Annotated in this window: 21 protein-coding genes and 2 pseudogenes; 6 read left to right on the top strand and 17 right to left on the bottom strand. The window is 46.4% G+C overall.

The window, feature by feature from the left end:
- Positions 1 to 150 precede the first annotated feature (150 nt).
- The 6 genes from J2X75_RS18470 to nikA all read right to left on the bottom strand — a co-directional run bounded on the left by J2X75_RS18470 (position 151) and on the right by nikA (position 7201).
- Complete coding sequence (locus tag J2X75_RS18470; protein ID WP_310338783.1) at positions 151 to 1656, bottom strand: malate:quinone oxidoreductase; 1506 nt, start codon at positions 1654 to 1656, stop codon at positions 151 to 153.
- Positions 1657 to 2057: 401 nt separating this feature from the next.
- Complete coding sequence (locus J2X75_RS18465) at positions 2058 to 3059, bottom strand: ABC transporter ATP-binding protein (RefSeq protein WP_310338781.1); 1002 nt, start codon at positions 3057 to 3059, stop codon at positions 2058 to 2060.
- Entirely contained in the window at positions 3056 to 3856 is an 801-nt protein-coding gene (locus J2X75_RS18460) for an ABC transporter ATP-binding protein (protein ID WP_310338777.1), read from the bottom strand. The genes J2X75_RS18465 and J2X75_RS18460 overlap by 4 nt, the downstream gene beginning before the upstream one ends.
- On the bottom strand, positions 3853 to 4707 hold the full coding sequence (nikC, locus tag J2X75_RS18455; protein ID WP_105600567.1) for a nickel transporter permease: 855 nt from the start codon (positions 4705 to 4707) through the stop codon (positions 3853 to 3855). Before nikC ends, J2X75_RS18460 begins: the two co-directional genes overlap by 4 nt.
- Entirely contained in the window at positions 4704 to 5651 is a 948-nt protein-coding gene (gene nikB / locus J2X75_RS18450) for a nickel ABC transporter permease (RefSeq protein WP_105600569.1), read from the bottom strand. Before nikB ends, nikC begins: the two co-directional genes overlap by 4 nt.
- A complete protein-coding gene (gene nikA / locus J2X75_RS18445; protein ID WP_310338770.1) occupies positions 5651 to 7201 on the bottom strand; it encodes a nickel ABC transporter substrate-binding protein in 1551 nt (516 codons plus the stop codon). Before nikA ends, nikB begins: the two co-directional genes overlap by 1 nt.
- Positions 7202 to 7571: 370 nt before the next feature.
- Here nikA and J2X75_RS18440 point away from each other — a divergent pair, with 370 nt between their 5' ends.
- The gene (locus J2X75_RS18440) at positions 7572 to 7997 is read left to right on the top strand and encodes a hypothetical protein (RefSeq protein WP_310338768.1); all 426 of its coding nucleotides are present in this window, start codon (positions 7572 to 7574) and stop codon (positions 7995 to 7997) included.
- 70 nt (positions 7998 to 8067) lie between these two features.
- On the opposite strand, the gene J2X75_RS18435 is transcribed toward J2X75_RS18440, so the two are convergent.
- Positions 8068 to 8613 carry a hypothetical protein gene (locus tag J2X75_RS18435; protein ID WP_310338765.1) on the bottom strand — a complete coding sequence of 182 codons (546 nt, stop codon included), beginning with the start codon at positions 8611 to 8613 and terminating at the stop codon, positions 8068 to 8070.
- Between the two features lie 151 nt (positions 8614 to 8764).
- Between J2X75_RS18435 and J2X75_RS18430 the strand changes: the two genes are divergently transcribed.
- Positions 8765 to 9922 (top strand): WXG100 family type VII secretion target, encoded by a 1158-nt coding sequence (locus tag J2X75_RS18430; RefSeq protein WP_310338762.1) that lies wholly within the window; start codon positions 8765 to 8767, stop codon positions 9920 to 9922.
- Between the two features lie 15 nt (positions 9923 to 9937).
- Positions 9938 to 10396: a hypothetical protein gene (locus tag J2X75_RS18425; protein ID WP_310338760.1), complete on the top strand. Its 459-nt coding sequence runs from the start codon at positions 9938 to 9940 to the stop codon at positions 10394 to 10396.
- Between the two features lie 83 nt (positions 10397 to 10479).
- Here J2X75_RS18425 and J2X75_RS18420 read toward each other — a convergent pair whose 3' ends face one another.
- Positions 10480 to 11202 (bottom strand): NPCBM/NEW2 domain-containing protein, encoded by a 723-nt coding sequence (locus J2X75_RS18420; RefSeq protein WP_310338756.1) that lies wholly within the window; start codon positions 11200 to 11202, stop codon positions 10480 to 10482.
- 116 nt (positions 11203 to 11318) lie between these two features.
- Positions 11319 to 12122, bottom strand: a complete 804-nt coding sequence (locus J2X75_RS18415) for a DNA-binding protein (protein WP_310338753.1) — start codon at positions 12120 to 12122, stop codon at positions 11319 to 11321.
- A 164-nt stretch (positions 12123 to 12286) separates the two neighbouring features.
- Between J2X75_RS18415 and J2X75_RS18410 the strand changes: the two genes are divergently transcribed.
- On the top strand, positions 12287 to 12634 hold the full coding sequence (locus tag J2X75_RS18410) for a helix-turn-helix domain-containing protein (protein WP_310338750.1): 348 nt from the start codon (positions 12287 to 12289) through the stop codon (positions 12632 to 12634).
- A gap of 75 nt (positions 12635 to 12709) precedes the next feature.
- On the opposite strand, the gene J2X75_RS18405 is transcribed toward J2X75_RS18410, so the two are convergent.
- The 5 genes and pseudogenes from J2X75_RS18405 to J2X75_RS18385 all read right to left on the bottom strand — a co-directional run bounded on the left by J2X75_RS18405 (position 12710) and on the right by J2X75_RS18385 (position 19844).
- Positions 12710 to 14401 (bottom strand): histidine kinase N-terminal 7TM domain-containing diguanylate cyclase, encoded by a 1692-nt coding sequence (locus tag J2X75_RS18405; protein WP_310338746.1) that lies wholly within the window; start codon positions 14399 to 14401, stop codon positions 12710 to 12712.
- A gap of 519 nt (positions 14402 to 14920) precedes the next feature.
- Positions 14921 to 15670, bottom strand: a pseudogene (locus tag J2X75_RS18400) (AAC(3) family N-acetyltransferase); the annotation flags it as partial.
- Between the two features lie 166 nt (positions 15671 to 15836).
- Positions 15837 to 17255, bottom strand: coding sequence for an L-arabinose isomerase (gene araA / locus J2X75_RS18395; RefSeq protein WP_310338743.1), 1419 nt, complete (start codon positions 17253 to 17255; stop codon positions 15837 to 15839).
- Positions 17256 to 17530: 275 nt separating this feature from the next.
- Positions 17531 to 18226, bottom strand: coding sequence for an L-ribulose-5-phosphate 4-epimerase (locus J2X75_RS18390; RefSeq protein WP_047840995.1), 696 nt, complete (start codon positions 18224 to 18226; stop codon positions 17531 to 17533).
- Position 18227: 1 nt separating this feature from the next.
- Entirely contained in the window at positions 18228 to 19844 is a 1617-nt protein-coding gene (locus J2X75_RS18385; protein ID WP_310338738.1) for a xylulokinase, read from the bottom strand.
- A gap of 439 nt (positions 19845 to 20283) precedes the next feature.
- Between J2X75_RS18385 and J2X75_RS18380 the strand changes: the two genes are divergently transcribed.
- Positions 20284 to 21375, top strand: a complete 1092-nt coding sequence (locus J2X75_RS18380) for a GntR family transcriptional regulator (RefSeq protein WP_310339464.1) — start codon at positions 20284 to 20286, stop codon at positions 21373 to 21375.
- Between the two features lie 158 nt (positions 21376 to 21533).
- Here the strand turns inward: J2X75_RS18380 and J2X75_RS18375 are convergent, their stop codons facing one another.
- Positions 21534 to 21854 (bottom strand): leucine-rich repeat domain-containing protein, encoded by a 321-nt coding sequence (locus J2X75_RS18375; RefSeq protein WP_310339495.1) that lies wholly within the window; start codon positions 21852 to 21854, stop codon positions 21534 to 21536.
- On the opposite strand from J2X75_RS18375, the pseudogene J2X75_RS18370 reads away from it, so the two are divergent.
- Positions 21848 to 22028 (top strand): annotated as a pseudogene (locus J2X75_RS18370) (ABC transporter ATP-binding protein); the annotation flags it as partial. The gene J2X75_RS18375 and the pseudogene J2X75_RS18370 sit on opposite strands and share 7 nt — an antisense overlap.
- 103 nt (positions 22029 to 22131) lie before the next feature.
- Here the strand turns inward: J2X75_RS18370 and J2X75_RS18365 are convergent.
- Together J2X75_RS18365 and J2X75_RS18360 are read right to left on the bottom strand one after the other, a co-directional pair.
- Positions 22132 to 22857 (bottom strand): LuxR C-terminal-related transcriptional regulator, encoded by a 726-nt coding sequence (locus J2X75_RS18365; protein ID WP_310338734.1) that lies wholly within the window; start codon positions 22855 to 22857, stop codon positions 22132 to 22134.
- Entirely contained in the window at positions 22832 to 24586 is a 1755-nt protein-coding gene (locus J2X75_RS18360; protein ID WP_310338732.1) for a sensor histidine kinase, read from the bottom strand. Before J2X75_RS18360 ends, J2X75_RS18365 begins: the two co-directional genes overlap by 26 nt.
- Positions 24587 to 24598 lie beyond the last annotated feature (12 nt).

Here is a 24598-nt window from a genome sequence, read left to right as displayed (position 1 = left end):
GATGATAGCGGACATGTTCAAGTTCAATTCCAAGCTCAAGTTCAGGTTCAGACATACCAAATAAACCAAAAGAGAGCTAAGCACGGGTTTTATCCCGGCTTAGCTCTCTTTTCTATGGCTTCATTATGATCTAACACGATAAGCTAAACGTTATACGTGCAGGACTTGTTTTCCATCCGATAATCCCAGCGCCTTGGCTGTTGAAGAATGAACCTCTTTGAGGAGATCCAGATTCTCCACAAGGGATATGCCGTAGGAAGGAATCATTTCCTTGATCTTTGGCTCCCATGCCTCCATATGCTGCGGGAAGCACCGCTGAAGAATCTCAAGCATGACCTGAACCGCGGTGGATGCACCCGGTGATGCACCTAACAAAGCGGCAATCGTTCCATCTGCAGACGTGACCACTTCTGTACCGAATTGGAGCGTCCCCTTGCCACCTTGAACGGTATCCTTGATCACCTGCACACGCTGGCCCGCCAGAACCATATCCCAATCCTCACTCTTCGCACCCGGAACAAAGTCACGCAATTCTGCCATACGTTGTTCTTTGGATAACATCAGTTGTTGGATCAGATATTTGGTCAAAGAAATTTCTTTGACGCCTGCTGCGAGCATTGTAAGCAGATTATGCATCTTAACCGACGTGATTAAGTCAGCATTGGAACCCGTTTTCAGGAACTTTGGTGAGAACCCGGCAAACGGTCCAAATAACAGCGACTTCTTATTGTCGATAAAACGGGTATCCAGATGTGGTACAGACATCGGCGGAGCCCCTACCGAAGCCTTGCCATATACCTTGGCGTGATGCTGTTCCACAACTTTTGGATTTTTGCACACCATAAAGATCCCACTGACCGGGAATCCGCCGATATGTTTACCTTCCGGAATGCCCGTCTTCTGTAGCAGATGCAGACTTCCGCCACCTGCACCGATAAAGACGAATTTTGCCTTATGGCGTTCGACTGCACCGCTCTTCAGGTTTTTCACGGACAGTTCCCATTGTCCATCGCTGGTGCGTTTCATATTCTTCACGCTATGTTGGTAGTGGATGCCCACGTGTTGTTCCTTCAAATGTTTGATCAGCATACGCGTTAAAGCACCAAAGTTAACGTCCGTACCGGAGTCAATTTTGGTCGCTGCAACAGGTTCATTACTGGTACGATCTTTCATCATTAGCGGCATCCATTTCGCCAGCTCTTTCTTGTCATCCGAGAATTCCATGCCTGCGAACAACGGGTGATTCGACAAGGAGTCATAACGTCTTTTCAAAAACTGGACATTGCTCTCTCCGTGTACATAACTCAAATGAGGAATCGGCATAATGAAGTCCCGCGGATTACGAATCAGACGGCTATTGACGAGATAGGACCAAAATTGCTTTGAGATCTGAAATTGTTCATTCACTTTAATCGCTTTGCTAATATCTACGGTTCCGTCTGGTCGTTCAACGGTATAGTTAAGTTCGCACAATGCAGCATGCCCGGTTCCGGCATTATTCCATTCGTTGGAGCTTTCCTCTCCTGCAGTGGCTAGCTTTTCGAAAACCTTAATATTCCAGTCTGGTGCCAATTCTTTTAGCAAAGTTCCCAAAGTTGCACTCATAATTCCGGCACCAATCAAGATAACATCTGTACTCGTTTGTCCCTGGCTCATGTCTACCGTCCTTATATCCTATATTTGCCAAAAGGATGTAAGCGTTATCGATTTGGCATTTGCAGCAAGCCCATTCTTGAACGGGGTCGCACCTTCTCTGAATGAATATAACCTTGATCTAGTGTATCAATAATATAGAGCAATTTAAATATGCAATTTCAAGATATTTGCTATTCCATCAGTATACGCTAGTTTACATCGGAACGTTAGCCCGGTTATAGGCCTGAAAGATATATTTGTTCAAAACAAAGAAAGGAACCCGGATTTAGTGGGACTTGGTACATGAAATTTTGTATAGCCGTGAAAATGGATGCGCTAAAGAGCCGCTCTCGAATGTTTCGCTAAGCGGCTCTTTATTGATTTGAAATGACTATCACAGCCAACGGCGTTTCGGGGAGTACTCAGAAAATTGAAATCAGTTCCTTCGTGTACGGATGGCGTTCTTCAGCGAACAACGCATCTGCGCCAAAGCGGTCAACGATCTGACCTTCCCGCATGACGATGATGCGCTGGCTCATGCGATGTACCGCGGCCAAGTCATGCGAGATGAACACGTATGAAAGACCAAGCGATGTCCGCAGATCGGTGAGCAACTGCAAAACTGCACCTTGCGAGATCACGTCCAGGCTGGCGGTCGGCTCATCCAGAACGACGACGTCCGGCTCAATCCCAATGGCACGCGCGATCGTGACCCGCTGACGCTGTCCACCACTTAGCTCGTGCGGATAACGTCCAGCCAAATCGCTTGGAAGCTCGACCGCTTCAAGCAGCTTTTGGACGTAAGCGTCCTTCGAAGTATAGGTAAAATGGGACAGTTCGGCGTTCCGTCCAAGTTGTTCGTACGGATCGATTAGCGAGTCGGCAATCTTGAGCTTTGGATTCAGTGCAGCCATCGGGTTCTGGAAAACAATCTGGATTTTCCGTCGATGAGGTCGCAACCGTCGGCCGCTCAGCCGCGCGATATCCTGTCCGCCCAGTATAATCGAGCCCTTATCCGCATCTTCGATCCGTAGCAGACAGCGGGCGAGTGTACTCTTCCCACAGCCGCTCTCGCCAACCAGGCCAAGACACTCACCGCGGTTCAGGGCAAAGGATATATCATTCACAGCCGGTCGGTCTGCACCTGCATACGTACGGCTAAGATGTTCGACGTGAAGCACGGGGTCCGCGGAGATGCTGAACGATGAAGAAGTCTTTGCATCGGTCGAATCTATATTCGCATCTGTATCCGCTTGATCTGTATCTGTAGTATCTATGACTGCATGAGCTGCAACGGCAGTATCTATGACTGCATTGTCTGTGTATGCATGGTTTACGTCTTTTGCAAAATCGTGGCTTCGCACACCAGATTCTTCTTCGGACTGCACGAGTCCACGGCGTTCATCATTTGCGGTCGTCTTCATTCGATTCCTGCCTCCTTCAATCCCGACTTCAGCGAGCGACTCAGAACGGGAGCCGCATCAATCAGCTGACGCGTATATTCATGCTGAGGATGGTCGAGAATGCGATGCTTTCCGCCAGATTCGACGATCTGACCTTCCTTCATCACAGCCAAACGGCTGGCATAGCGGCGTACATGACGCCAATCGTGTGTGATAAACAGAATCGCACACCCCGTCTCCGCTTGCTTGCGTGCCAGCAGCTCCAACACACGATGCCCAGACACACTGTCCAGTGCTGTTGTTGCTTCGTCAGCAATCAACAGACGAGGAGACAGCATCAGTGACGTAGCAATTGAAGCCCGCTGAAGCTGTCCACCGCTCAACTGGAACGGATAGCGGCGCAGCAATTCAGCGCTAAGGCCAACCGATTCCAGCGCTTCCTCCGCCCGTTTCTTGCGGATGGCAGAAGACTTTTCCCCATGTACCTTCTGGTATTCATCAAAGTGCCCACCAATACTGCGAAATGGCGTAAATGCTCCCTGGTAGTCTTGGAAAATATATGAGATGCGGCTTCCCCGCAGGACACGCATCTCCTTTGGTTTCCGTTCGAGCAGGTTGCTGCCTTCGAACATGACTCGTCCCGACGCCTGCAGGTTGGGCGGCAGCAGCCGACCAATCGCTTGCGAGAGCAAGCTTTTGCCACTACCGCTTTGTCCAACCAATGCCATGAACTCCCCTTCGCGAACAGCGAGAGAGACTTGATCTACAATAGTCCGATCCCGACTGGAGATGCTCAGTTCCTCAATGGAGAGAATCACGGCTGCACCTCCTTCTTCACATCAAACCGGTCTCGCAGATAGTCACCCAGCATGTTGGCAAGCAGGACTACCGAGACAATAGCGAGCCCCGGATAGATCATCAACTCCGGCCGAGACTGGAAGTAAGGCCGCGAGTCGTTCAGCATCGCACCCCATTCAGGTGTTGGCGGCTGTGCGCCAAGCCCGATGTAGGACAATGAAGAGATGAGCAAAATGATTTTGCCCAGATCAAGACTGGCCAGTACGAGCACATGGCCTGCGATATGTGGAAGCAGATGTTTTCTCATGATACGACCGTCCGACAGTCCGTTGGTCCGGGCGATGCGAATGTAATCCTTTTGGGACTCCGATAAAACCGTACTTCGAACGAGACGCGCATAACTAACCCATTTCACGATTACGATCGCCAACACCAGATTGCCGATTCCGGCTCCTAGCAGACCACTTAGTACAATTGCGACGATGGTATCAGGAAAAGCAAGAAAGGCATCGGCGATCCGCATGAACAGTTTATCGACCCAGCCACGTTTGTAACCCGCGATCAAACCAAATGGAATACCGATCAGCAGTGCAGCACCGAGTGCCAGTAAGCTATAACCCAGTGTTTGGCCGCCACCAAGCAGCAGACGTGTCAGTACATCGCGGCCCAGATGATCGGTGCCGAACGGATGGAGAGCACTTGCCCCCTGCAATCGTCCGCGCAGATCGGTTAACGTGTGATCATGTTTCAGAACTAAAAAGGCATATACGGAGGCCGCGATGACTAGCAGTGCAAATAGCAAACCAACGATCGCCTGCCAGCTATGTTTTTTAGATTTTGTAGTTGAAATGGGCAGGGGCATGGTTTTCATCGGTGGGCCTCCTTTTCCTTGAGTTTCATTTCAGGATTCAAATAACGATAAGACAGGTCAACCGCCGTATTCACGAGGAATACCAAGATCGCCATGATCAGGATGTAACCCTGGATCAATGGATAATCACGCTGACGGATGGCGTCAACGACAAGCTTGCCAATACCCGGATAAGCGAACAACACTTCAATCACGACAACTCCACCAATCAGGCTGCCGAGGCTTACGCCGAATACCGTAATGACAGGCGGCAGACTGTGCCGAAACGCATGAAGCATGAAGATCCGGCCTTCGGATAACCCTCTTGCCCGGGCGGACCGAACGAACTCCTGACTAAGAGAATCTAGCAGGCTGGAACGCAAAAGACGCACATAAACGCTGGAGATGGCAAGTCCCAGCGTCAGAGATGGCAGAATAAGCGAGGTGAATCCATCCCGGCCCATAGTCGGCAGATTGCCGAATCGTACGCCGAACATATCGATCAGGATCAGACCCAGCCAGAAGCTTGGCACCGCCGCACCCACAATGGAGAGCATCCGGCTGCCCCGGTCAATCCAACTTCCGCGATGGAGCGCTGAAAGCGAGCCGAGCGGGATCGCTATCACGAGCATGACCAGCAGAGCGCCTATCGTCAGCTCAGCCGTAGCCGGCAGCGCACGCATCAAGGTCTGCATGACGGGCTGACCTGTCGAATACGATACGCCGAAGTCGAGTCGAACGAAATCGAGCAACCAGTTGCCAAATTGGACAGGAAGCGAATCGTTGAAGCCCATCTCCTCGCGTACAGCTTCGACCTGCTCCTGACTGACAGACAGTTCATCTACGTTCAGGATCGTCAGCACTGGATCACCCGGCGCCAAACGAATGAACAGGAAACTCACAAACATAATGAACAGCAGAAAAATAAATACCTCTAGGAACTTCCGAAGCAAAATGCGAAACATTACATCACGTCCAGCTTATTGGTAATCATGTAATATTCACTGCGGGTGGTAACCCAATTTTTGATCTTCTTGCCGTTATAGGCAACGATCGTACCCGGATGCAGCACGAATGAATTCAGCACGTTGTCATGCACGTAGTTGGCTGCCTTCTCGGCAAGCTCTGCGCGTTTCTCCGGTGCAACGGTGAGATTCAGCTCGTCGATAATCTTGGTCAGTTCCGGGTCTTCCGATCCGCTGAAGTTAAGAGCACCCTTCGGATGGTACGTTGCATTCAGGTAATAACCTGCATCGCCACGCGGGGCTGTCAAATTACTGTACGTCGCAATATCCCAGTCACGGTTGGATGCCATATAATCTTCTGGCGTGTCAATCTGGCGAATCTGCACGTCGATCCCAATCTTCTTCGCATCAGATTGGAACACTTGAGCAATTAGTGGCAGATCGGCACGAGCCGAATACGTCAGTAGCGTCAGCTGCAATGGTTTGCCATCCTTGGTCATCACGCCGTTTTGCTGCGTGTACCCTGCTTCCTTAAGATAGTTCACTGCAGCGTCAGGCCCGGATTGCTTAGCAGTCTCTGCATATGTTGGCGCGAACGGCAGCGATGGCAGGAATGGTCCGATGGCCGCTTCCCCGTAGCCGAGCAGGATCGTGTCCACGATGCCCTGACGGTCGATCAACGCATCCACCGCACGACGGACGTTAATGTCCTTCATACTCTCCCGCTGCATATTCGTCGTCATCTGATGCACGCGGAATGTCGATGTGGACTCAACCTTCATGCCGTCCAGCGCTTTGAGCGATTCGAGGCTCTCAACTTCTGGACGGTATACGATATCAACCTGCCCAGATTTGAGCGCTAGTGTGCGGGCATTGGCATCTTCATTGAATGAGAATGTGATGGAGTCCAGTGGCGATGCTCCGTCCCAGTATTCATCATAGCGATCCAGATCCAGCTTGCTGCCTGGGGTAAAAGAGGTCAGCTTGAACGGGCCCGTACCAATGGGCTTGTTCACAACGTCCGGCTCACTCACGTCGATAATCGCCGTGTTGGGGTTCACCAGTTCTGAAGCGAACTCCGGGAACGGTTGAGTTGTGGTGATCTCCAGCTTATCGCCCTCGGCTTCAATCGTATCGATCTTCAGCGCGTTCTGGATCGCTACATTCTCTTCCAGTGCACGTTCAAGGGATGCCTTAACGGATTCACCCGTCATTGGCTTGCCGTTCTGGAAGGTCACATCATCTCGCAGATCGATCGTCCAATGCTGCCCGTCTTCGCTCTCCCAGCTCTCCGCGAGCCATGGAGCAACCGTCAGATTCTCTTCATCGAGACGAACCAGCGTTTCCGTAATGCCCGCGCGCAGCGGTACATAGCTGGAGTCCACATGTGGATCTAGCGAACTGGTGGAGAAGTTATATAGGAAGTGAACATTTTTATTGTTGGTGGATGGTTGCGCAGCGGGACTGGACTCAGATGATCCGCAGGCGCTCAACAGTCCAGCGCTTAAGGCCAAGGAGACCAGCGCTAACAGTGGCGTCTTTTTATTCAAGGTAATGCCCCTTTCTCTTAATCGTAATTATTATTATTTAAACACAATGAGTATTATCTTATCGTAATGATTACGTTTTGACAAGAGTTATATTCGTGTTGGAACGAGAAAAAATCCGACTCTCGGATGAGAGCGGATCCTTCATGTTTTTTGTTACATATGAGGGTGTTATTAGTAGGCATTCCCTTTGCGATCCGGGATTGTTTACATGTAGAACCATGCAAGATTAACTGGGGTTATAACCCAGTTTCGTAGTCTTCCAGCAAATGTGACCAGTAACCTAGATGTACTTTAAGGATTAAACAAAATAGAGTTTATACGGAACATTTCAAATACAAAATTCGTTTAGGGACTAAAGAGGGGGAGTACGATGAGAAGATATTCACTTATCGCCTTAATGTTTGCTACAGTTATGGTCCTGATTCTTAGCGGCTGCCAAAGTTCTATTGAGCCCAATCAAGTCAGAGTAAGTAAAATACCGAAGGAGCTACACACCTTCTCTCCTGGCGATATTACACAGGTTGATTCTATTGAAATGATGAGTGGTGGTGATGGTACTAAAAAAACAACTACAGATCAAGTGCTGATTCAGGAATGGATTGAAAAGGTACGCGATTTAGAAATCGTACTTGATCCGGACCAAGAAGATGCTACAGGGGTATTGTTCCATGTCACAATGTTTGAGCAGGGAAAAGAAGTGCTGTACATGACACCTACCGATATGAATCATCAGCGAATGCATCCACAGTTGGAATTGGCTGACCGAATGTCGGAACTTTATGATGCCATAGAATAAGAGTGTTAATGTGGCCTGTATTCATGCCGAACAGTTCGATTTGAAATTATCCTTCAGCAAAGTAGGTTCTCTATGAGGTCAATCGCTTTACATCGGTTAGCTTTTCCTGAAGTATTTGAATACTTGTACTCTGCAGTATGTCAGGATTCAATTCAGTAACAAAATCCAGAAACTGATGCGCATTTTTCATAATTTCATCAGTAAAGGAAGCCGAACTTACATTAATACTCTTCCAATTTGAGTATCTAAATTCCTCAAGTGGTTCAGTAATAAATAAGTCCAGAATAACTTTCCGATCAATATCTTCTACTAAACTAACTTTTAGTTCCACTCCCTGCTGTTTAAACTCCAGCCACAAATTAGCGCTATCAGGAATTCGATAAGCAACATATTGATGTATTCTGATCTTCTGGACTATAGTCAGTAAGTCCACAAACCATCTAATAAGTCTTTCATTACCAAATGGACAATCATCAAAGAACATACCGTACTTACTTCCGTTAAAGTCCAATTCAATAATTCCCTCGATATCTTGTTTCGTTAGATCAAACTGCTTTGCAGACATTTGTTTAATTTCATCAAAGTTATCAATTGCTTTAAATGAAATAGTGAACATATTTGAACACCCCTAATCTATTAAATCACTAATTTTATCCGTTTGAGAATTTCAGGAGAATGGGTACAAACAAATAGAACTATAGGTCCTCACAAACAGCATCTAACATGGATTAAAATATAGTATAGATCAAGAACTGAGGATTGAGACGATGACAAAGATACAGATCCCTGTGGATCAAATGACACACACGATTGGCGTGTTTAAGGTAGGACACGGGCACTTGCAACAAACTCTGGCTAGATTAAACAGTCAACTTATTCCCCTACTCGACGGTTTTGAAGGCGAGACAGCCGAACGCTTTGCCCACTTATACCGTTATGCAGAGAAAAACCTGAATACCACACTGGAGTTGCTGCATACAATATCTCTTCGTTTGGAACAGATTCGGGAACGTTTTGTCGATACCGATTCTACTATGGTTAACATCTCTGCGTTACTACAGTATCAGGCCAATCCGGGCACACCTCGTACCAATGATCTTGTTTGCGGCCCTAACGATCCCCCTCCTAAACGTAGCGTTGAGGAACATGTGGATGCCTTCTTCAATCAGGCCGGAGAAAACATATTAGCTATTGGTGACTCTGCCCTGCAACTAGGTAAAGACCTTATTGAACATCCGGTGGATACCGCGGGTAACTTTTTATATGATAATACCATTGGTACAATTAAAGACGTAGGGAACGGAATCGCCTTTAGTTGGAACTATGTGTGGGATAACGGAGATACCCGAGAACAGGCAGAGAAGCAGATTTCAGCCGAGTTCGATAAAATGAAGCAAGAAGGCGGAGCAGAGTACGCTGCAAATATCACAACTTCTATGCTCCTCGGAATCTTCGGTAGAAAAGTCGGGATCAAGTCCATTGATGGCAAACAGCATCACTCGCCCCATACGGATTCTGGTGGGGGAGATAATAGAAATAAAGAACTTGAGCGTGAGTCATCCAATGATAATTCATCCTCTTATACAGGAACTCCTGCTGTACACCAAGAAATGTTGGATAAGTCTGCAAAGTACCGAGATGACCTTAACTATGACTGCTCAGAGATAGCGGAAGACCTAGCCAATGCAGCCAATGGCAAAGGAGAGATAATCACACTACGTTCTTCAGAGAAGTACGGAAGTATAGAAGTCTACGAATATGGAGTGAAGGAAATGTTTGACTACCATACCGTATATTCTGATGGAAAATATATTTATGATCCCAGATATAGTGATAATCCTATACCTAAAGATGTTTATTTAAAAAATATAGGAACACAAAATGATGGTAACCTAAAGGTTTCAATTAAGAGTCTCGATGAATGAGGAGAGAGTTACGTAATGAACATTTACACTATGGATAAAAAAGATGTTGATCCGTCTAATTTAGTAGCATACACTTTATCCAAACTATCTACTTACGAATGGGTAAGATACAATATGTACGCCGAAGAGGATATCTATAATAGAGTCCCTGGATTTCACTTCAGATTTCATAATGCAGGGGATTTGTATAATGAATTAACAGATTGTATAGATGCTTTTCAGGGAGAGTTACAATGGAAGTTGTATCTTGGTCTTGAGACTCGAAACCAAAATTACAGTTTGGAACCATTAAAAGCATATCAGGCAAGATTAACAGATGAATATAAGAAAAATCATAACCTAAAGGAGATTTTAGGCGAAAAATATAACGAGATATGCGAAAAAGCTATCAGTGATATACCATCTTTAAGTGATCATGTTGAGAACTGGTTTAATTTAGAAAATAAAAAGCCGATTCTTCCTGATCGTGACTAAGTATAGATCCGGATTAAAGCAAGGGCCTGTCTACGATCTTATCGGATCGAAAGGCAGGCCTCTTCGTATTATTATGACAAATGTTACTTAATAAGCTTAGCGTCGCCTAGAACGACATCAATATGTTCTGTATTATCTCGAGCAGATTCAAAGATAATCTGAAGCTTTAAAACTCCAGTAACATCGACAGTAATGTTTTCTGGTATATCCCCGCCCTTCATATCATCTTTTCTGAATAATTCTGCACCATCACCTTTAATTACGATAGATCCGGTATTAACTGAATTTCGTGTATAATCATCAATTCCTATATCAGTAGTTAACTTTTTATATCCACCGTTAAGATTATAATCTACAGAAACCTTGTGATCTCCAGATGACCATGATTGATCCAAAATTGCTCCAATTCCATGTAAATACTTTTGACCAGCTATGGTGAATTTTAAACCAGCAGGACTCTCCCAATTTTTAAAACTAACTCGACTAACAATACCATCTATTCTAGCGTAGGAAACTTCATCTAAATACTTAAATGTTCCAGATTTAGTACCGAATGAGGCTGTTTTGCTCTTTCCGTCATACGTAAAAGATTCACCCATGGTTTGGGCTGCCGTTTTGGCAGGTACGTACAAATTACCGTTATACACAATTGATTGGGTTGTGCTCTTATGTACTCCGTTGAACATCATCTTAACGTTCTCCATAACTACACTAATCTTAGTATTAGTTCCTGCAAAAGCTGTTGCTCCTGTTAATAATGAACCTATTAATACACCTATAACTAAACCTTTCACTTTGTCTTTCATGTCTTCTCTCCTTTTTGGGTATTATTGAATTTTGATAAGCATTCCAATAATACCCAAAAAGGACGATAATGTATATAGTATTGTTGTTAGATGAGACACTAGCTTTATTCGTTCTTCTATCTCATCTCCTCCAACATCACCCGATACCGTCCGATCTGTTCCCCTGTCGCCTCTTCCCGCAATGATTCCAACAATGCCGTGCACCTTATAACATACCGATCCATCCCTAGCTTATCCGCTAACCGAATCGCCTGCAAAATGAACTCCACGGACTCCTGCGGTCTTCCCATCCACTGTTCATAAAAAGCTCGCTGATAACAGTAATGGTACATATCATGGTTGTTTGAAGAATTCATTTCTCCACCCTTGTCCTTCATCTGATCCTCAAACACCTGTAAAACTCGATCAATCTGCCATCTATGCCGCACTGCTGCTTCCGTAATGACTTTCAGACCTGCCAACCATTCCTCCGGATGCTCAAGCAAAAAGTTCACATACTCCTCTAGCAATTGCACCTGCCCGGCTTCAATCTCAAGAACATACCGATTCACCTGTGCCTTATGCCTGAACTCCTGCACAACCTGCATACCTACTTCATCCAGATCCTCCATCCATCCCAGATCTGTATACTGTTCGATACATGCCCGCGCCTGATCTACCTGTCCCATCTTCTGGTGAGCTATCCCCCGCATTAAGTGACTGCAACCGTAATAGTAGACCAAGGGACGCTCGATGTGTATATGTGGTGCAGGCAATCCCTTTGACTGATACTCCTGCCGCTCTTCATGGATCGACTGCACACATTGATATAACATGTCCGCCCTCTCCATCACCTTGTTCCAATTTTCAAAAGCCACAGCCATGTCCAACATTTCAACAATGATGTCCGGTTTGAGTGATTTTAGGATAGATTTCCGCAAAGATAATCCTCCTTAATTATCGATTTTCTTATAATTGTATAGATAAACCAAAAGAAGATCAATATAAATTGTACTCATAAGTACTGTTTAATAATCATTTCCTTTGCACATATTAGTCTGTAAGGATTCTATAACCTCTTCTAACCTTAAGTGGAGGTGATCAAATGAGTTTACCAGAGGACGTAGGAAATCGAATACGTGAGTTAAGGAAGGCAAAAGGTTGGACTCAGGAACAACTAGCAGAAGCAGCAGGTCTTCATTACAGCTATATTGGTGGAGTTGAACGGGGAGATCGTAACATTTCTTTGGAGACTCTTGAGAAAATAATGAATGGATTGCAGGTCACTGCTGAAGAAATCTTTAAATTCAAAGAAGACTCTGAGTACAAAAGAGCCTTGGATGAACATATAACTTTAATAAGCGGCAAAAGTACAGCTGAAATCGTATCATTGACCAAAATTAGCAAAGAAGTTTTAAATGCTATCGAAAAATCACATAAAAATTCCGATTGAATATATCTACAACAAAATCATGTGCTAACACCAAAAAGAGTGGAGTACATCTCCACTCTTCTCTTATTCTCCTTTTCAAACAACTTCCCGCTCAAACGCCGCAAACTCCACTCTGTTCCGCCCATTCTGCTTCGCCTGATACAAGGCCTTATCCACCGCAGCGAACAGCTGAGTCAAATACCCCTCCGGATTCTCCGGCACATGCTCCACTTCAAAATCCTCAAAGGAAAGAATTCCAATACTAATCGTAATCGACACCTGCGTAATCTCGTGATCCACCATAATGCGGTTGGACTCCACAGCGGTCCTCACGCGCTCTGCGATTTGGTTCGCCAAGTCATGCTCCGTGTGCGGAAGGTAGATCATGAACTCTTCCCCGCCATAGCGCGTCAGGATATCGGTACTGCGAATGGATTGTTTGACCGCCTCCGCCGTGCGGACGAGCACTTCGTCCCCGATGACATGCCCATAGCGATCATTGATCGCTTTGAAGTAGTCGATATCAAGCAGCAGGAGGGAGAATGGTGTTTTGTATTGAATATTGGTAATGACCTCATGATTCAGGTGTTGGGTCAGATAACGACGGTTGTAACAGTTGGTCAAACTGTCCGTCAGAGCAAGTTCCTCCAGTTTGCGATTGGCCTCGGATAACTCCTGACGGATCAGGTCCAGCGCCTGATTGCGCTCCTGAAGCACCTCATTCTGCCGATTCATTTCTTTCACATAGAAGCGCTCCTGGGAGACATCCTGAAACGTAAGGATATGGCCAATAGTCAACCGAGCAGGGCCAACAATTGGAGACGCCTGAAGGATGGAATGACGTTCGATGCCACGCTCCATGACGACTTCAATTTGAGATACGGTATTTCTCTTTCGCTTATACTGATCCAGAAACTTCTGGCTACTGCCCTCTACACGAACAGACCCCAGAAACGCCTTCATATCAAAATAGTCTCCCACATGCAGATCCATAAAGGATCGGGAAGCTTTGTTCACTTCAATAATAGTTTGATTCTGATCCAATACCAGGATGCCGTAAGGAATCGTATTGATCACATCCTCATGAGCAATCGAGACCAGATCGAACACATTGTACCTTTTGATCACATAGACAAAGAACAGGTCCGACAGAAAGATCCCCAGCGAAGTCATGCCAGGAATGATCGGCAACCAACGGGCTAGAACAACATTCAGGATCGCATCAATTGTTGCAAAGACAGCCAAGACCAAGATGCCCCACAGGGTGATCCGCACCTGTTTTTTGATCATGGCAGACGTCTGCGAAGAATACACCGCCCGGAACAGAACCACGAGAGAAGTCAAGAAATAGCTCACCAGAATAGTCATCACAACCCAGAACCAAAGGCCGTAAGCCCGCTCGATGTACCCGCCCTCCAGGGAAATGACGAACTCGTTCCATGGATTGGCGACCACACCTATAGCCCCGATCACTGCAGGGACACATAGCAAGAAAGTTCCTTTTGCACTCAACCGCTCCGCATAACCGGTAATGAAGATCGTCAGTAGAAGCCATCCGCTCCCAAGCAGAGAGACCGCAACGAAAGACAACGTAACATAGAACAACTGCAGGCCGGAATCATCCGTGAGCGTACTGGCGAATTGACAGAAAGGCCAGAGCATCATCAACCCGTGAAACAAAAAGTACACCTTATGTAAGTTCGTAATTCTAACCGTAGCAAACACATATAAACCTACACCGAACAATAGGACAAATAAAAAGAGATCATACCATACTAGTGGGTTCACGAATCTTCTCCTTCTTAGATGCTACAATGACAACGTGATTGCTCATAATTCTATGGGATACTTATATAAAACTTCAATAAACACCTATACAATACTGCTACGCCATACTTATTGGTTAATTTAACCATATCTTATCACACCACCCTAAGGGTGAGTAGCCCATACACTGGAAGTCCGACCAACCTCTGATCGAAATCCTGATCTATTTTGCGTTTTTGTGAAGGAATCTGACTGTTCCACAAAAAAACCGCCCATATCCAACGGAGCGGCCAGCCTGCAATCTGTTTGATTCAAATGATCCAAATCATTCGCGGAGTTCATCTCTCCGGCAGTAGTACTTAACCTTCTGATCAGGAACATCTACTCTTCCCGTATTTTAGCTATGATTTGCTCATGATCAAGTAAACGTTCGCCTTCGGCGATCAACAGCTCCAATTGTTGCTTATAACGTGTCTCATTTCTGAGATATGCTTCATGACTCATTCCGACCAGATCAGCTTCATATTTAGGGGAATAAAAGGGTTCGTTGTCCGAGAACAAGTCCGGATTATCCTTCAGCAACTCCGTAATTACCTCTGACGTCTTAGCCGCATCACACACTCTTACGACTGCATCACCGAGCCGTCCTTTACGCATCGCACCTTCGCGAACCAGCACATCGTCTACTTTCCAGAAATGCTCCGACCACGGCAACCCACTATGTCTGCGGGACGGTACTGAAATCTGGCTTCCATCCGGTAAAATCGTATATAACATCTCATGCTCGTCCGTCATTCTGCCTGGAATGTCCACCCACTCTTCGACTCCATGGATAAATGTGTTCCGCTTCAAGTCAACGCCTACTAACAAGATCGTCGCTTTCCGATCCAGCAGTTTCCCCCATGCTGAACCTCTCGCACATGGTGTATCGAAGAGTTGATCGTCCTTCGTAAATACCTCTGCATCTCTCCCGAGTGCCGCTACCGAGTGCGTAGGGTGCCACGAACGAACCACGCCCGGACGTTTACGGAAAAGCTCAGGCAGAATCCCTACGCAGCATACAGAATTTTCCACGTGGAACATTGGGTTATCCGCATTGATGGTAGACCACGTATGGGTGGGAAGCACCAACAATCCGTCTTTCATATAATCGCTAAAGGCATCCAACACCGTATCTGCTCCACCTTCAACCTCGCCCAAACTCTTCATTGAAGAGTGCATAAGCAACGTACCTTGGCGATCCAAACCAAGCTGCTCCAGTTGCTGCATCAAGCTTTCTTTTGTGTACATATCCTTTTCTTACCTCCTTCATTTCTTATCCCTTTTCAATGGAAAAGCAAATCCTTGCTCAGCTTCACATCTTGCTTCTCAGCATAACAAACAAAGGGCCGAGGGTTAACCCCCGGCCACAGAGAAAAAAATTGGTTGAGTTCAGGCAGTAGCTGCCAATCTACGTTTACTTAATAATAACGTACTCCAGATTCACCAGTTTCGCATATGTCACGATCTGATCTGTCGTCAGGTTCAAGGATACAACCGTATGGTGACCGCCACCATTTTCGATCCATGCTCTAACGCCATCCTGGAAGTTCGGCTTCACGCTCCACAATACACGAGCTACCGGCAGGTTAGGTGCTGGAACGGTTGGCTCAAATGCGGATACTTCGTTGATCAACAGTTTGTAATGGGTACCGAAGTCTGCCATGGATACCACGACACCCTCGCCTGCTTTGCCGTCGAACACAAGACGTGCCGGATCTTCGCGATCGCCAATACCCAGTGGGGACACGATGATTCTCGGTTTCGTGCTCGCAAGTGTAGGGTCTACTTCAAGCATGTGGGATTGCAGGATTGCTTCCTGTCCAGCAGCCATCTCGTAGGTGTAATCTTCCATGAAGCCCGTGTTCTCGTTATGGGCCATGATTTTTAACAAGCGATCCAGCGCGGCTGTTTTCCAGTCACCCTCACCGGCGAATCCGTACCCTTGCGCCATCAGGCGTTGCACTGCCAGACCCGGAAGCTGTTTCATGCCATGCAGATCTTCGAAGTTTGTCGTAAAGGCACTGTACCCACCTTCGTCCAGGAAACGTTTGATCGCAATCTCATAACTCGCTTGTACACGTACACTGGCTTCCCAAGCTTCCTTGCTGTTCGTACCATAATCAAATTCATAGAGGTCTTTATACTGAGCAATCAGATGGTCGATTTCCTGCTCCGTTACGGCGTTCACGTATTGCACGAGGTCGCCAATGCCGAAGTAATCAACCGTCCATCCGAATTGGATTTGTGCCTCTACTTTATCGCCTTCGGTCACGCCAACGTTGCGCATGTTATCACCAAAGCGAGCGACTTTGAGGTTGAAGCCTTCGTTAAAGGCAACCGCTACGTCCATCCAGTCTGCAACCTGTTGTTGCACTTCCGGGCGCTCCCAGTAGCCAACAACGATTTTGTTTTGTTTTTTCAAACGAGCATTAATGAAGCCATATTCGCGGTCACCATGTGCCGCTTGGTTCAAGTTCATGAAGTCCATATCGATGGTTGCCCACGGAATGCTTTCGTTGAATTGAGTCGCCAAGTGCAGCAAAGGTTTTTGCAGCAATTTTGTACCACGGATCCACATTTTTGCCGGGGAGAAGGTATGCATCCACGTAATGACACCCGCTACTTCGTCGCGGTAGTTAACTTCCTTCATGATGCTCGTGATTTTATCTGCGGTTACCGCCAGATCCTGCAATACAAGCGGGTACGGCAGTACGCCGCTGGCATTAAGGGCATCCGTAATTTTCTGTGCGTTAGCTTTTACTTCGCCCAGTGCTTCTTCTCCGTACAAGTGCTGTGAACCGACCACAAACCAGAACTCTTTTGCTGCTGACATATAATCATCCTCATTTCATTAATTTATAGTTGAACAAATGGGTTACACTTACTACTCCGATTGCAGTACCATCTTCCGATCGCTGGTTATCCCCGGATTTTTTTGATTCCCCTTTTTGCAAAGGGAACATCCTGTGATAAACGCGAGCGCTTCGCTTCTTCAGATTGGTTCTGCCCTCTCCGTTATCGAGTAAAAGTTTTATACAACTTCGTTGGCAGTAGTAGCACAAGACCTATTCGATTGGATTAGTGTCATCCGATCGATACACAAACTAATCACTTCTGTCCGTAATACGCGTCTTTTCCGTGTTTGCGCAGATAGTGTTTATCCAGGATGCCTTGTGGTAGTTCCTTCGCGAAGTTGTTCAACTGCCGCGCGTACAGGTTCATTTTGCATACTTCCTCCAGTACAACGCTGTTCACCACCGCTGACTTGGCATCTTTCCCCCACGTAAATGGTGCGTGACCATGGAGCAGTACTGCCGGAACGGCCATCACATCAATTCCGCGCTGTTCGAACGTTTCAATAATGACGCGTCCTGTCTCCGCTTCGTATCCGCGATCCACCTCGTCCTGGTTCAGGAAACGTGCGCAAGGCACCGCCCCATAGAACGTGTCCGCATGAGTGGTTCCCATTACAGGTACGTCCAGTCCGGCTTGCGCCCAGATGGTCGCCCATGTGGAGTGTGTGTGCACAATACCGCCAATCTCCGAGTAATGCTTATATAGTACGGCATGTGTTGCAGTGTCCGAGGAAGGTCTCATCTCACCCTCCACCACGTTACCGTCCAGATCAACCACAACCATGTCGCTTGCTTTCATCACATCGTAGCTAACGCCACTTGGTTTAATTACGAACAGACCGCTTTCCCGATCGATTGCGCTGACGTTACCCCAAGTGAATTTTACAAGTCCATGCTTGGGCAGTTCCAGATTCGCCTGGAATACCTCTTCTTTCAGTTGTTCTAACATGTTATTCCCTCCCGTTCTCTACCAGATGATCTACAGCTGCCTGCTCAATTGTGAGCCCATGCCGGTAGCGTTCGATAAATGCTTCAAACCCTTTCACATCCGATGCATCCGGCGCCACTTCAACTCCCTCAACATCGTTGAAGACTTTCTGCTCCAGGAACACATCCAGGCTCTCCTCTTGATCCTTGTTGATCATGTACGAAGCCAGAAGTGCCATGCCCCATGCGCCGCCTTCACCAGCGGTAGACATGACCGACACCGGTACATTCATCGCAGCAGCTACAATCCGTTGTCCGACGACAGGGGTCTTGAACAGGCCACCGTGAGCCAAAATGCTATCAATGGCTACATTCTCTTCCTCCGTCAGGATGTCCATACCCAGCTTAAGTGCACCGAAGGCGCTAAACAGATGTGTCCGCATGAAGTTTGCCAGATTGAAGTTGCTTTCCGGGGAGCGGACAAACAATGGACGGCCTTTCTCAAGTCCCGTAATGTTCTCACCGGAGTAGTATCCGTAGCTGAGCAAGCCGCCACCATCAGGGTCTGCCTCCAAAGCCTTGTTAAACAACACGCTAAACAACTTGGCGTTATCCACTTCATATCCCATCGCTTGAGAGAATTCACGGAACAGTCCCACCCAAGCGTTGATATCACTGGAACAGTTGTTGGCATGCACCATCCCTACTGGGCTACCATCCGGTGTGGTGACCATATCGATCTCGGGATACACTTTGGATAATTCCTTCTCCAGTACGATCATCGCAAATACGGATGTGCCGACGGAGATGTTCCCCGTACGTTTTCTCACGCTATTCGTTGCCACCATACCCGTTCCGGCATCGCCTTCTGGCGGGCAGAGCGGAATGCCTGCTTGCAGATCTTGCGAAGGGTCGAGCAACTTGGCTCCCGCTTCCGTTAGCTCACCTGCTTTCTCACCAGCGAGATATACCTTAGGCAGAAGGTCCTCAACTTTCCACGGATAACCTTTGCTTGCGATCTGTTCATCGAACTGTTGGATCATGGATGGGTGGTAATTATGTGTAGACTCGTCAATTGGGAAAATGCCTGAAGCATCGCCTATCCCAATCGCCTTATTGCCTGTCAGCAACCAATGGATGTACCCAGCCAAAGTAGTTAGATGATCGATCTGAGATACGTGTACCTCTTCGTTTAAGATGGCTTGGTACAAGTGAGCAATGCTCCAGCGTTCTGGAATATTGAATTGCAGAAGTTCCGTTAGCTCCCTTGCAGCTGCTCCCGTCGTAGCGTTACGCCAGGTGCGGAAAGGTACCAGCAGTTCGCCCGCGCTATCCAATGCCACATATCCGTGCATCATGGCCGAGAATCCGATAGAACCGACCGTTCGCAGCGTAATTCCATATTTCTGTTCCACATCTTGCTTCATCTCACGATAAGCCGTTTGCAGACCTGTGATGATATCCTCCTGGTTGTACGTCCAATATCCATCTTTCAGGAGGTTCTCCCATTCATAACTGCCTGACGCGATGGTCTCAAAACGCTCGTCAATCAACACCGCCTTAATCCGCGTTGATCCAAATTCAATTCCGAGCGAAGTAGCGCCCTTGGTAATGGCTTCTTTCAAGTCCAATTGACTCATAATCACGTGTATCCCCTCTCCGGTCGCGATTTCACATCCCTAAGGATGCATATATAAGGTGAAGCTTCTACTTATGCAGTAACTAATCATGAATTTTGTATAAGAGGTTGTTCAAAAATCTGTGTTTTCAAAGAATGCGCTTTCCTTTTCTGACAGCCTTAGTATATTTTTTGTACGTACATTTGTCAATAATATATAATAGTTATACTTACAAAGGACACATATTGTGCTCTATTTGGCTATCCAAAGGTCTCATGCGGCTATAAAATGGCTATGTTGTAAGGTACACCTCATTGCTAAAAGGCTGGATATGTACGGTTCATTTCGAAAAATATGCTGTTTTATATGCATTCAAACTGAATCATGCTAAAATATGTACGTACAACTATTTGAACAACAACGTTGATATAGATGAGTAACGATGAAAGAAGTGGACTACGTGAAGCCAAAATACCAGGTCATCATTGATGAAATAAAGAGTCATATCCTCTCGGGGGCATATAGCATAGGCGAACAGATTCCAACCGAGTTGGCATTACAGGAAAGCTACAATGTAAGTCGCCAGACGGTGCGAAAAGCCATTTTGGAGTTATCGAACGAAGGGTTTTTACGAAGCGAAAAGGGTTCAGGAACTTACGTTAGCAATCAGTATCGATCACGATCAGGCGGCAATACGTCAAAGAAAACCATTGGCGTGATCACAACATACATCTCGGATTACATCTTTCCTTCCATTATCCGCGGTATTGAGAGTCGTCTGAATGAGGACAACTACTCGCTACTGCTCGCCAGCACCAATAATGATGTGGCACAGGAGAAAAAAGCACTCGAAATGATGCTCTCCTACGGTGTGGATGGCCTGATCGTCGAACCGACCAAAAGTAATCTGTATAATCCCAATATTGCGTACTACCTTTCGTTCAAAGAGCAGGATGTGCCATTTACGATGATTAACGCGTTCTATGAAGAGCTGGAGGTTCCTTTCTTCTGTCTGGATGACGTGCAATCCAGTTATCTCGCCACACGTGAATTGATTGCCAAAGGCCATACCCAGATCGGCATTATTGCCAAAATGGATGATTTGCAGGGCAAGTACCGGATGAAGGGGTACATCAAGGCGCTGGGTGAAGCAAAATTACGGTTCCATCCTGATCAAGTGCTTTCCTTTGATACCGCATCGAAACCGGAGTTATCCTCCAATGTAGCCACGTATCTGGACGAAAACAGGGATGCGCTCACCGCGATCGTCTGTTACAACGATGAGGTGGGACTGGAGGTCGTGAACGCCTGTAGGCAACTCGGCATCTCGATCCCGGATGAGTTATCCATCATTGGACAGGACAATTCGTACATCGCCAAGAACGCCAACATAAGGCTAACAACGCTAACTCACCCGCAGGAGCAAATGGGCCGAGACGCCGCAGACTGGGTGATCAAGAATCTGCAAGGTAAAAAGGATCTGCCCACGAACACCTACTATCAGCCGGTGCTGGTTGAGGGAGAGACGGTGAAGGAGATCGAAGTGGAATAATGTTGGTACGGGAACGGAGCAGGTAAAGGTGTTTCATAGCGTTCTTTTCCAGTGTACATCAAAGAAAGCCGTCAGAATTATCTGAGGCTTTCTTTGTTATGTTCAATATTAATGAGGAATTAAAATTTTTCTTACATATACATCTTGTCTAATCAAAACTACTTTGAATGATTCGCTTCATCACTCACCATACTTACAACAACGCCTTTCTTCTCCAAGTTTTTCACAACCTGCTCTGAACGCTCATTCAACGGATTGTTAGCCAAATATACCTCTGTCAGATGTGGGATGGTTTCGAGCACTGCAATATCCTCAATGAGGTTATCTTCTACATAAAGGTACTCCAAGGTCGGATGGTTCTTTAAAGGAGTTAGATCCTGAATTTTATTATCATTCATAATGACCCATTCCAACTTTAATTTCTGAAGAGGACTTAGATCGGTCACCTGATTACCGCTGGCGAGTAAACTAGTCAGCACGGTATGCAGATCATATCTTTGCGCTTCATACCGGAAAACTTGTGGCTGAGGGTAAGCCCACAGAGGTGATAACCGCCCCAAAGGTTAAAGACATTTTCGGATTGGAATGTACGGTCATTGAAGACCCCGTTTCCACCAATGGTGGTGCCCAAAGGGCGACATCATGCGAAGTAGACAAATAGCGGCAGTTGAGACAAAGTACCTTTGTCCTAACTGCCGCTATTCTCTTATTCTTTTATGAACGGATGCCCAATGTTCATTAGGCGGCTTGCTATCTTCATGATAATTCGGAATCACTCTTTTCATTGGGAAACTTCTCCCTGCGTATGATAGGGTTACTCCCGCTACCTATAACGGCAAGGTCATGAGCCCGGGCAACCGCACTAACACGATTATGTACCTCAAGTTTCGAGAATATATGTCTTACATGAACCTTGACGGTGCTCAAGCTGATCTGTAGCTGTTCGGCTATTTCTTCATTAGTCGATCCGGCTGCAATGCCCTGTAGCACTTCTCTCTCGCGCGATGTCAGTAGTGCGACCAACGCCGGTGCTTCCACCACATATGATGTATTGGATATAGACTCGTCTTCATTGTCTGCATGGTTACTAGTCCATTTCTCAGTTGAGTCATCCGACGAAATACTGCGTTTATTCATTGCTCTTGTGATCGTCTGAGCCAGCCGAATTCTAGAAATTGGCTTGACCATATAGTCTAATGGATAAACGTCATAGGCATTCAGCGCAAATTCTGCGTGGGAGGTTGTAAACACAATATCAAGTTCAGCACGAATTGAGCGCAAGCTGCGAGCCAAGTCTAATCCATTGTCCCCAGCGATCATGATGTCCAAAATAGCTAGATCCACGTTGCTGACCCGGACAAAGTCCAGTGCCTCTGCCGCATCTCGGAAGCTTCCGACAAGATTAACGCCTTCCATATTCGACAGCATTCGCTTCATAGCGAGCAGCATCGCGAACTCATCGTCCACGATAAGAACTTTCATCTCCTGTTCCGCCTCTCATGGTGAAGTGAAACACACTTCCTTCGCCTAATTTGCTATCCGCCCACAAGACTCCGCCGCTTCGCTGGGCGAATTGTCGGCTCACGATCAGTCCAAGTCCCGTACCTTTCTCGCCCAAGGTGCCCGGCAATGAACCCAGCCGCATTTCTCCGAATAATTGCCGAACGTACTCCTCTTCCATACCGATCCCATTATCGCGGACAGAAACAATTACCTTATCTCCCGATAGATGAGCGGATACATGGATGGAGCCACCAACCCCGGTAAATTTAATAGCGTTGGATAACAGATTACGAATGATTAATCCAAGTGCTTCCCGATCTACATACACACGAGTGCCTGAAGCAATACTGCAATTCACCCTAATCTGTTTCACCTCACTTTGAATATGCAGCATATGAAAGCATTCCTCCACAACTTCAGTTAACTCCAATAACTGTGGACGAAGCACCATGTCTTCTCTCTGACTGCGGAACCATTCTAATAAATTATTCGTCATTCCCAGTGTAGTGCGAGTCTGGTTCCCCAACTGCTCAATGATTTCCCGATGACCTGGCCTGAAGCTTTCTCTATCTTCTTCCAACAACTCAACGAGTTGAAACTGCACCGCCAGCGGAGTACGAATATCGTGTGATACGATTGTAACCAGTTGATCTTTCAATTGGCTGAGTTGAGCAATTTGATCCAAATGCTGCTGTTTCTCCGTAATATCGAAAATCAGAGAGATAACCCCTTGTCTCTGCTTACGCTGCGTATGCAGCGGATATACGTTAATACTGTACATTTTTCTTTCGCCATCCAACCAAACTTCAATCTCGACATTGCCCGGTTGCATAGACTCGCACAACGTGTACCAATTGGGCCATCTTGCAAGCAGATCCGTAATATTCTGACCAGAAATGGAGGGATGACCCAGCTTCGTGAACCACTCGGAGGCTTGTTTGTTGTTGTCGATGATCTTGCCCGAAGCATTCGCAATCAGAATACTCTCCTGTAGTGTATCAAGCACCATATTCCTTGCAAATGGAACGATAGAGAAAAACTTGAATCGCAACACAATCACGAGCATGATCATACCTATAAAACTGCAATAAACCGTAAACGAAAGGAGCCACGAGGACCATGCAGGGTGCACGAATCTAATAATCTCAAAAACAACAGAAAAAGAGGCGAAAAACAGAACCCACATGATCGGTTTTCGCAAATCACCACGAATATTCCGAATATATTGAAATAACAAATAAAAAGATATAGCTACAATACTATAACAAATCATCGAGAACATAATGGAATATCCCGTTTTTACTGTGGCCAAATGACCATCATGAAGTTCTATTGATCGATAGATCATATGTAACTCTGAATTGAACCACATGAGCAGTGACCAGAGTGCGAATATGATGAAAAGCCCAATCTTCCAGCGGGGTCTAAGAAACTTGTCTCGGCCGATTAATTCGAGGGTGAACAATAAAAAGAAAGGCACCATTAAACTAAGAGCCGTTTGATGTACATTGCGAAAAATCAGCTTGTCTCCTAATTCATAGCTGCTTCTCTCCAGAATGACACCGATGGAGTAAATAATTCGGCATACAATGACACCGAGAAGATACTTTACACCACGCTCTTTTCTGAACCCGTATACCGAGATAAGAATGATGCAGGTCATCATTACCGAAGCAATCATAACAACAAGCTCTATTGTGGAATTCATGAGGGAGGTCCT

This window comes from Paenibacillus sp. 2003, from assembly GCF_031455635.1.
GTDB classification, from domain to species: domain Bacteria; phylum Bacillota; class Bacilli; order Paenibacillales; family Paenibacillaceae; genus Paenibacillus; species Paenibacillus amylolyticus_B.
This window is presented reverse-complemented; position numbering and strand designations above follow the sequence as displayed.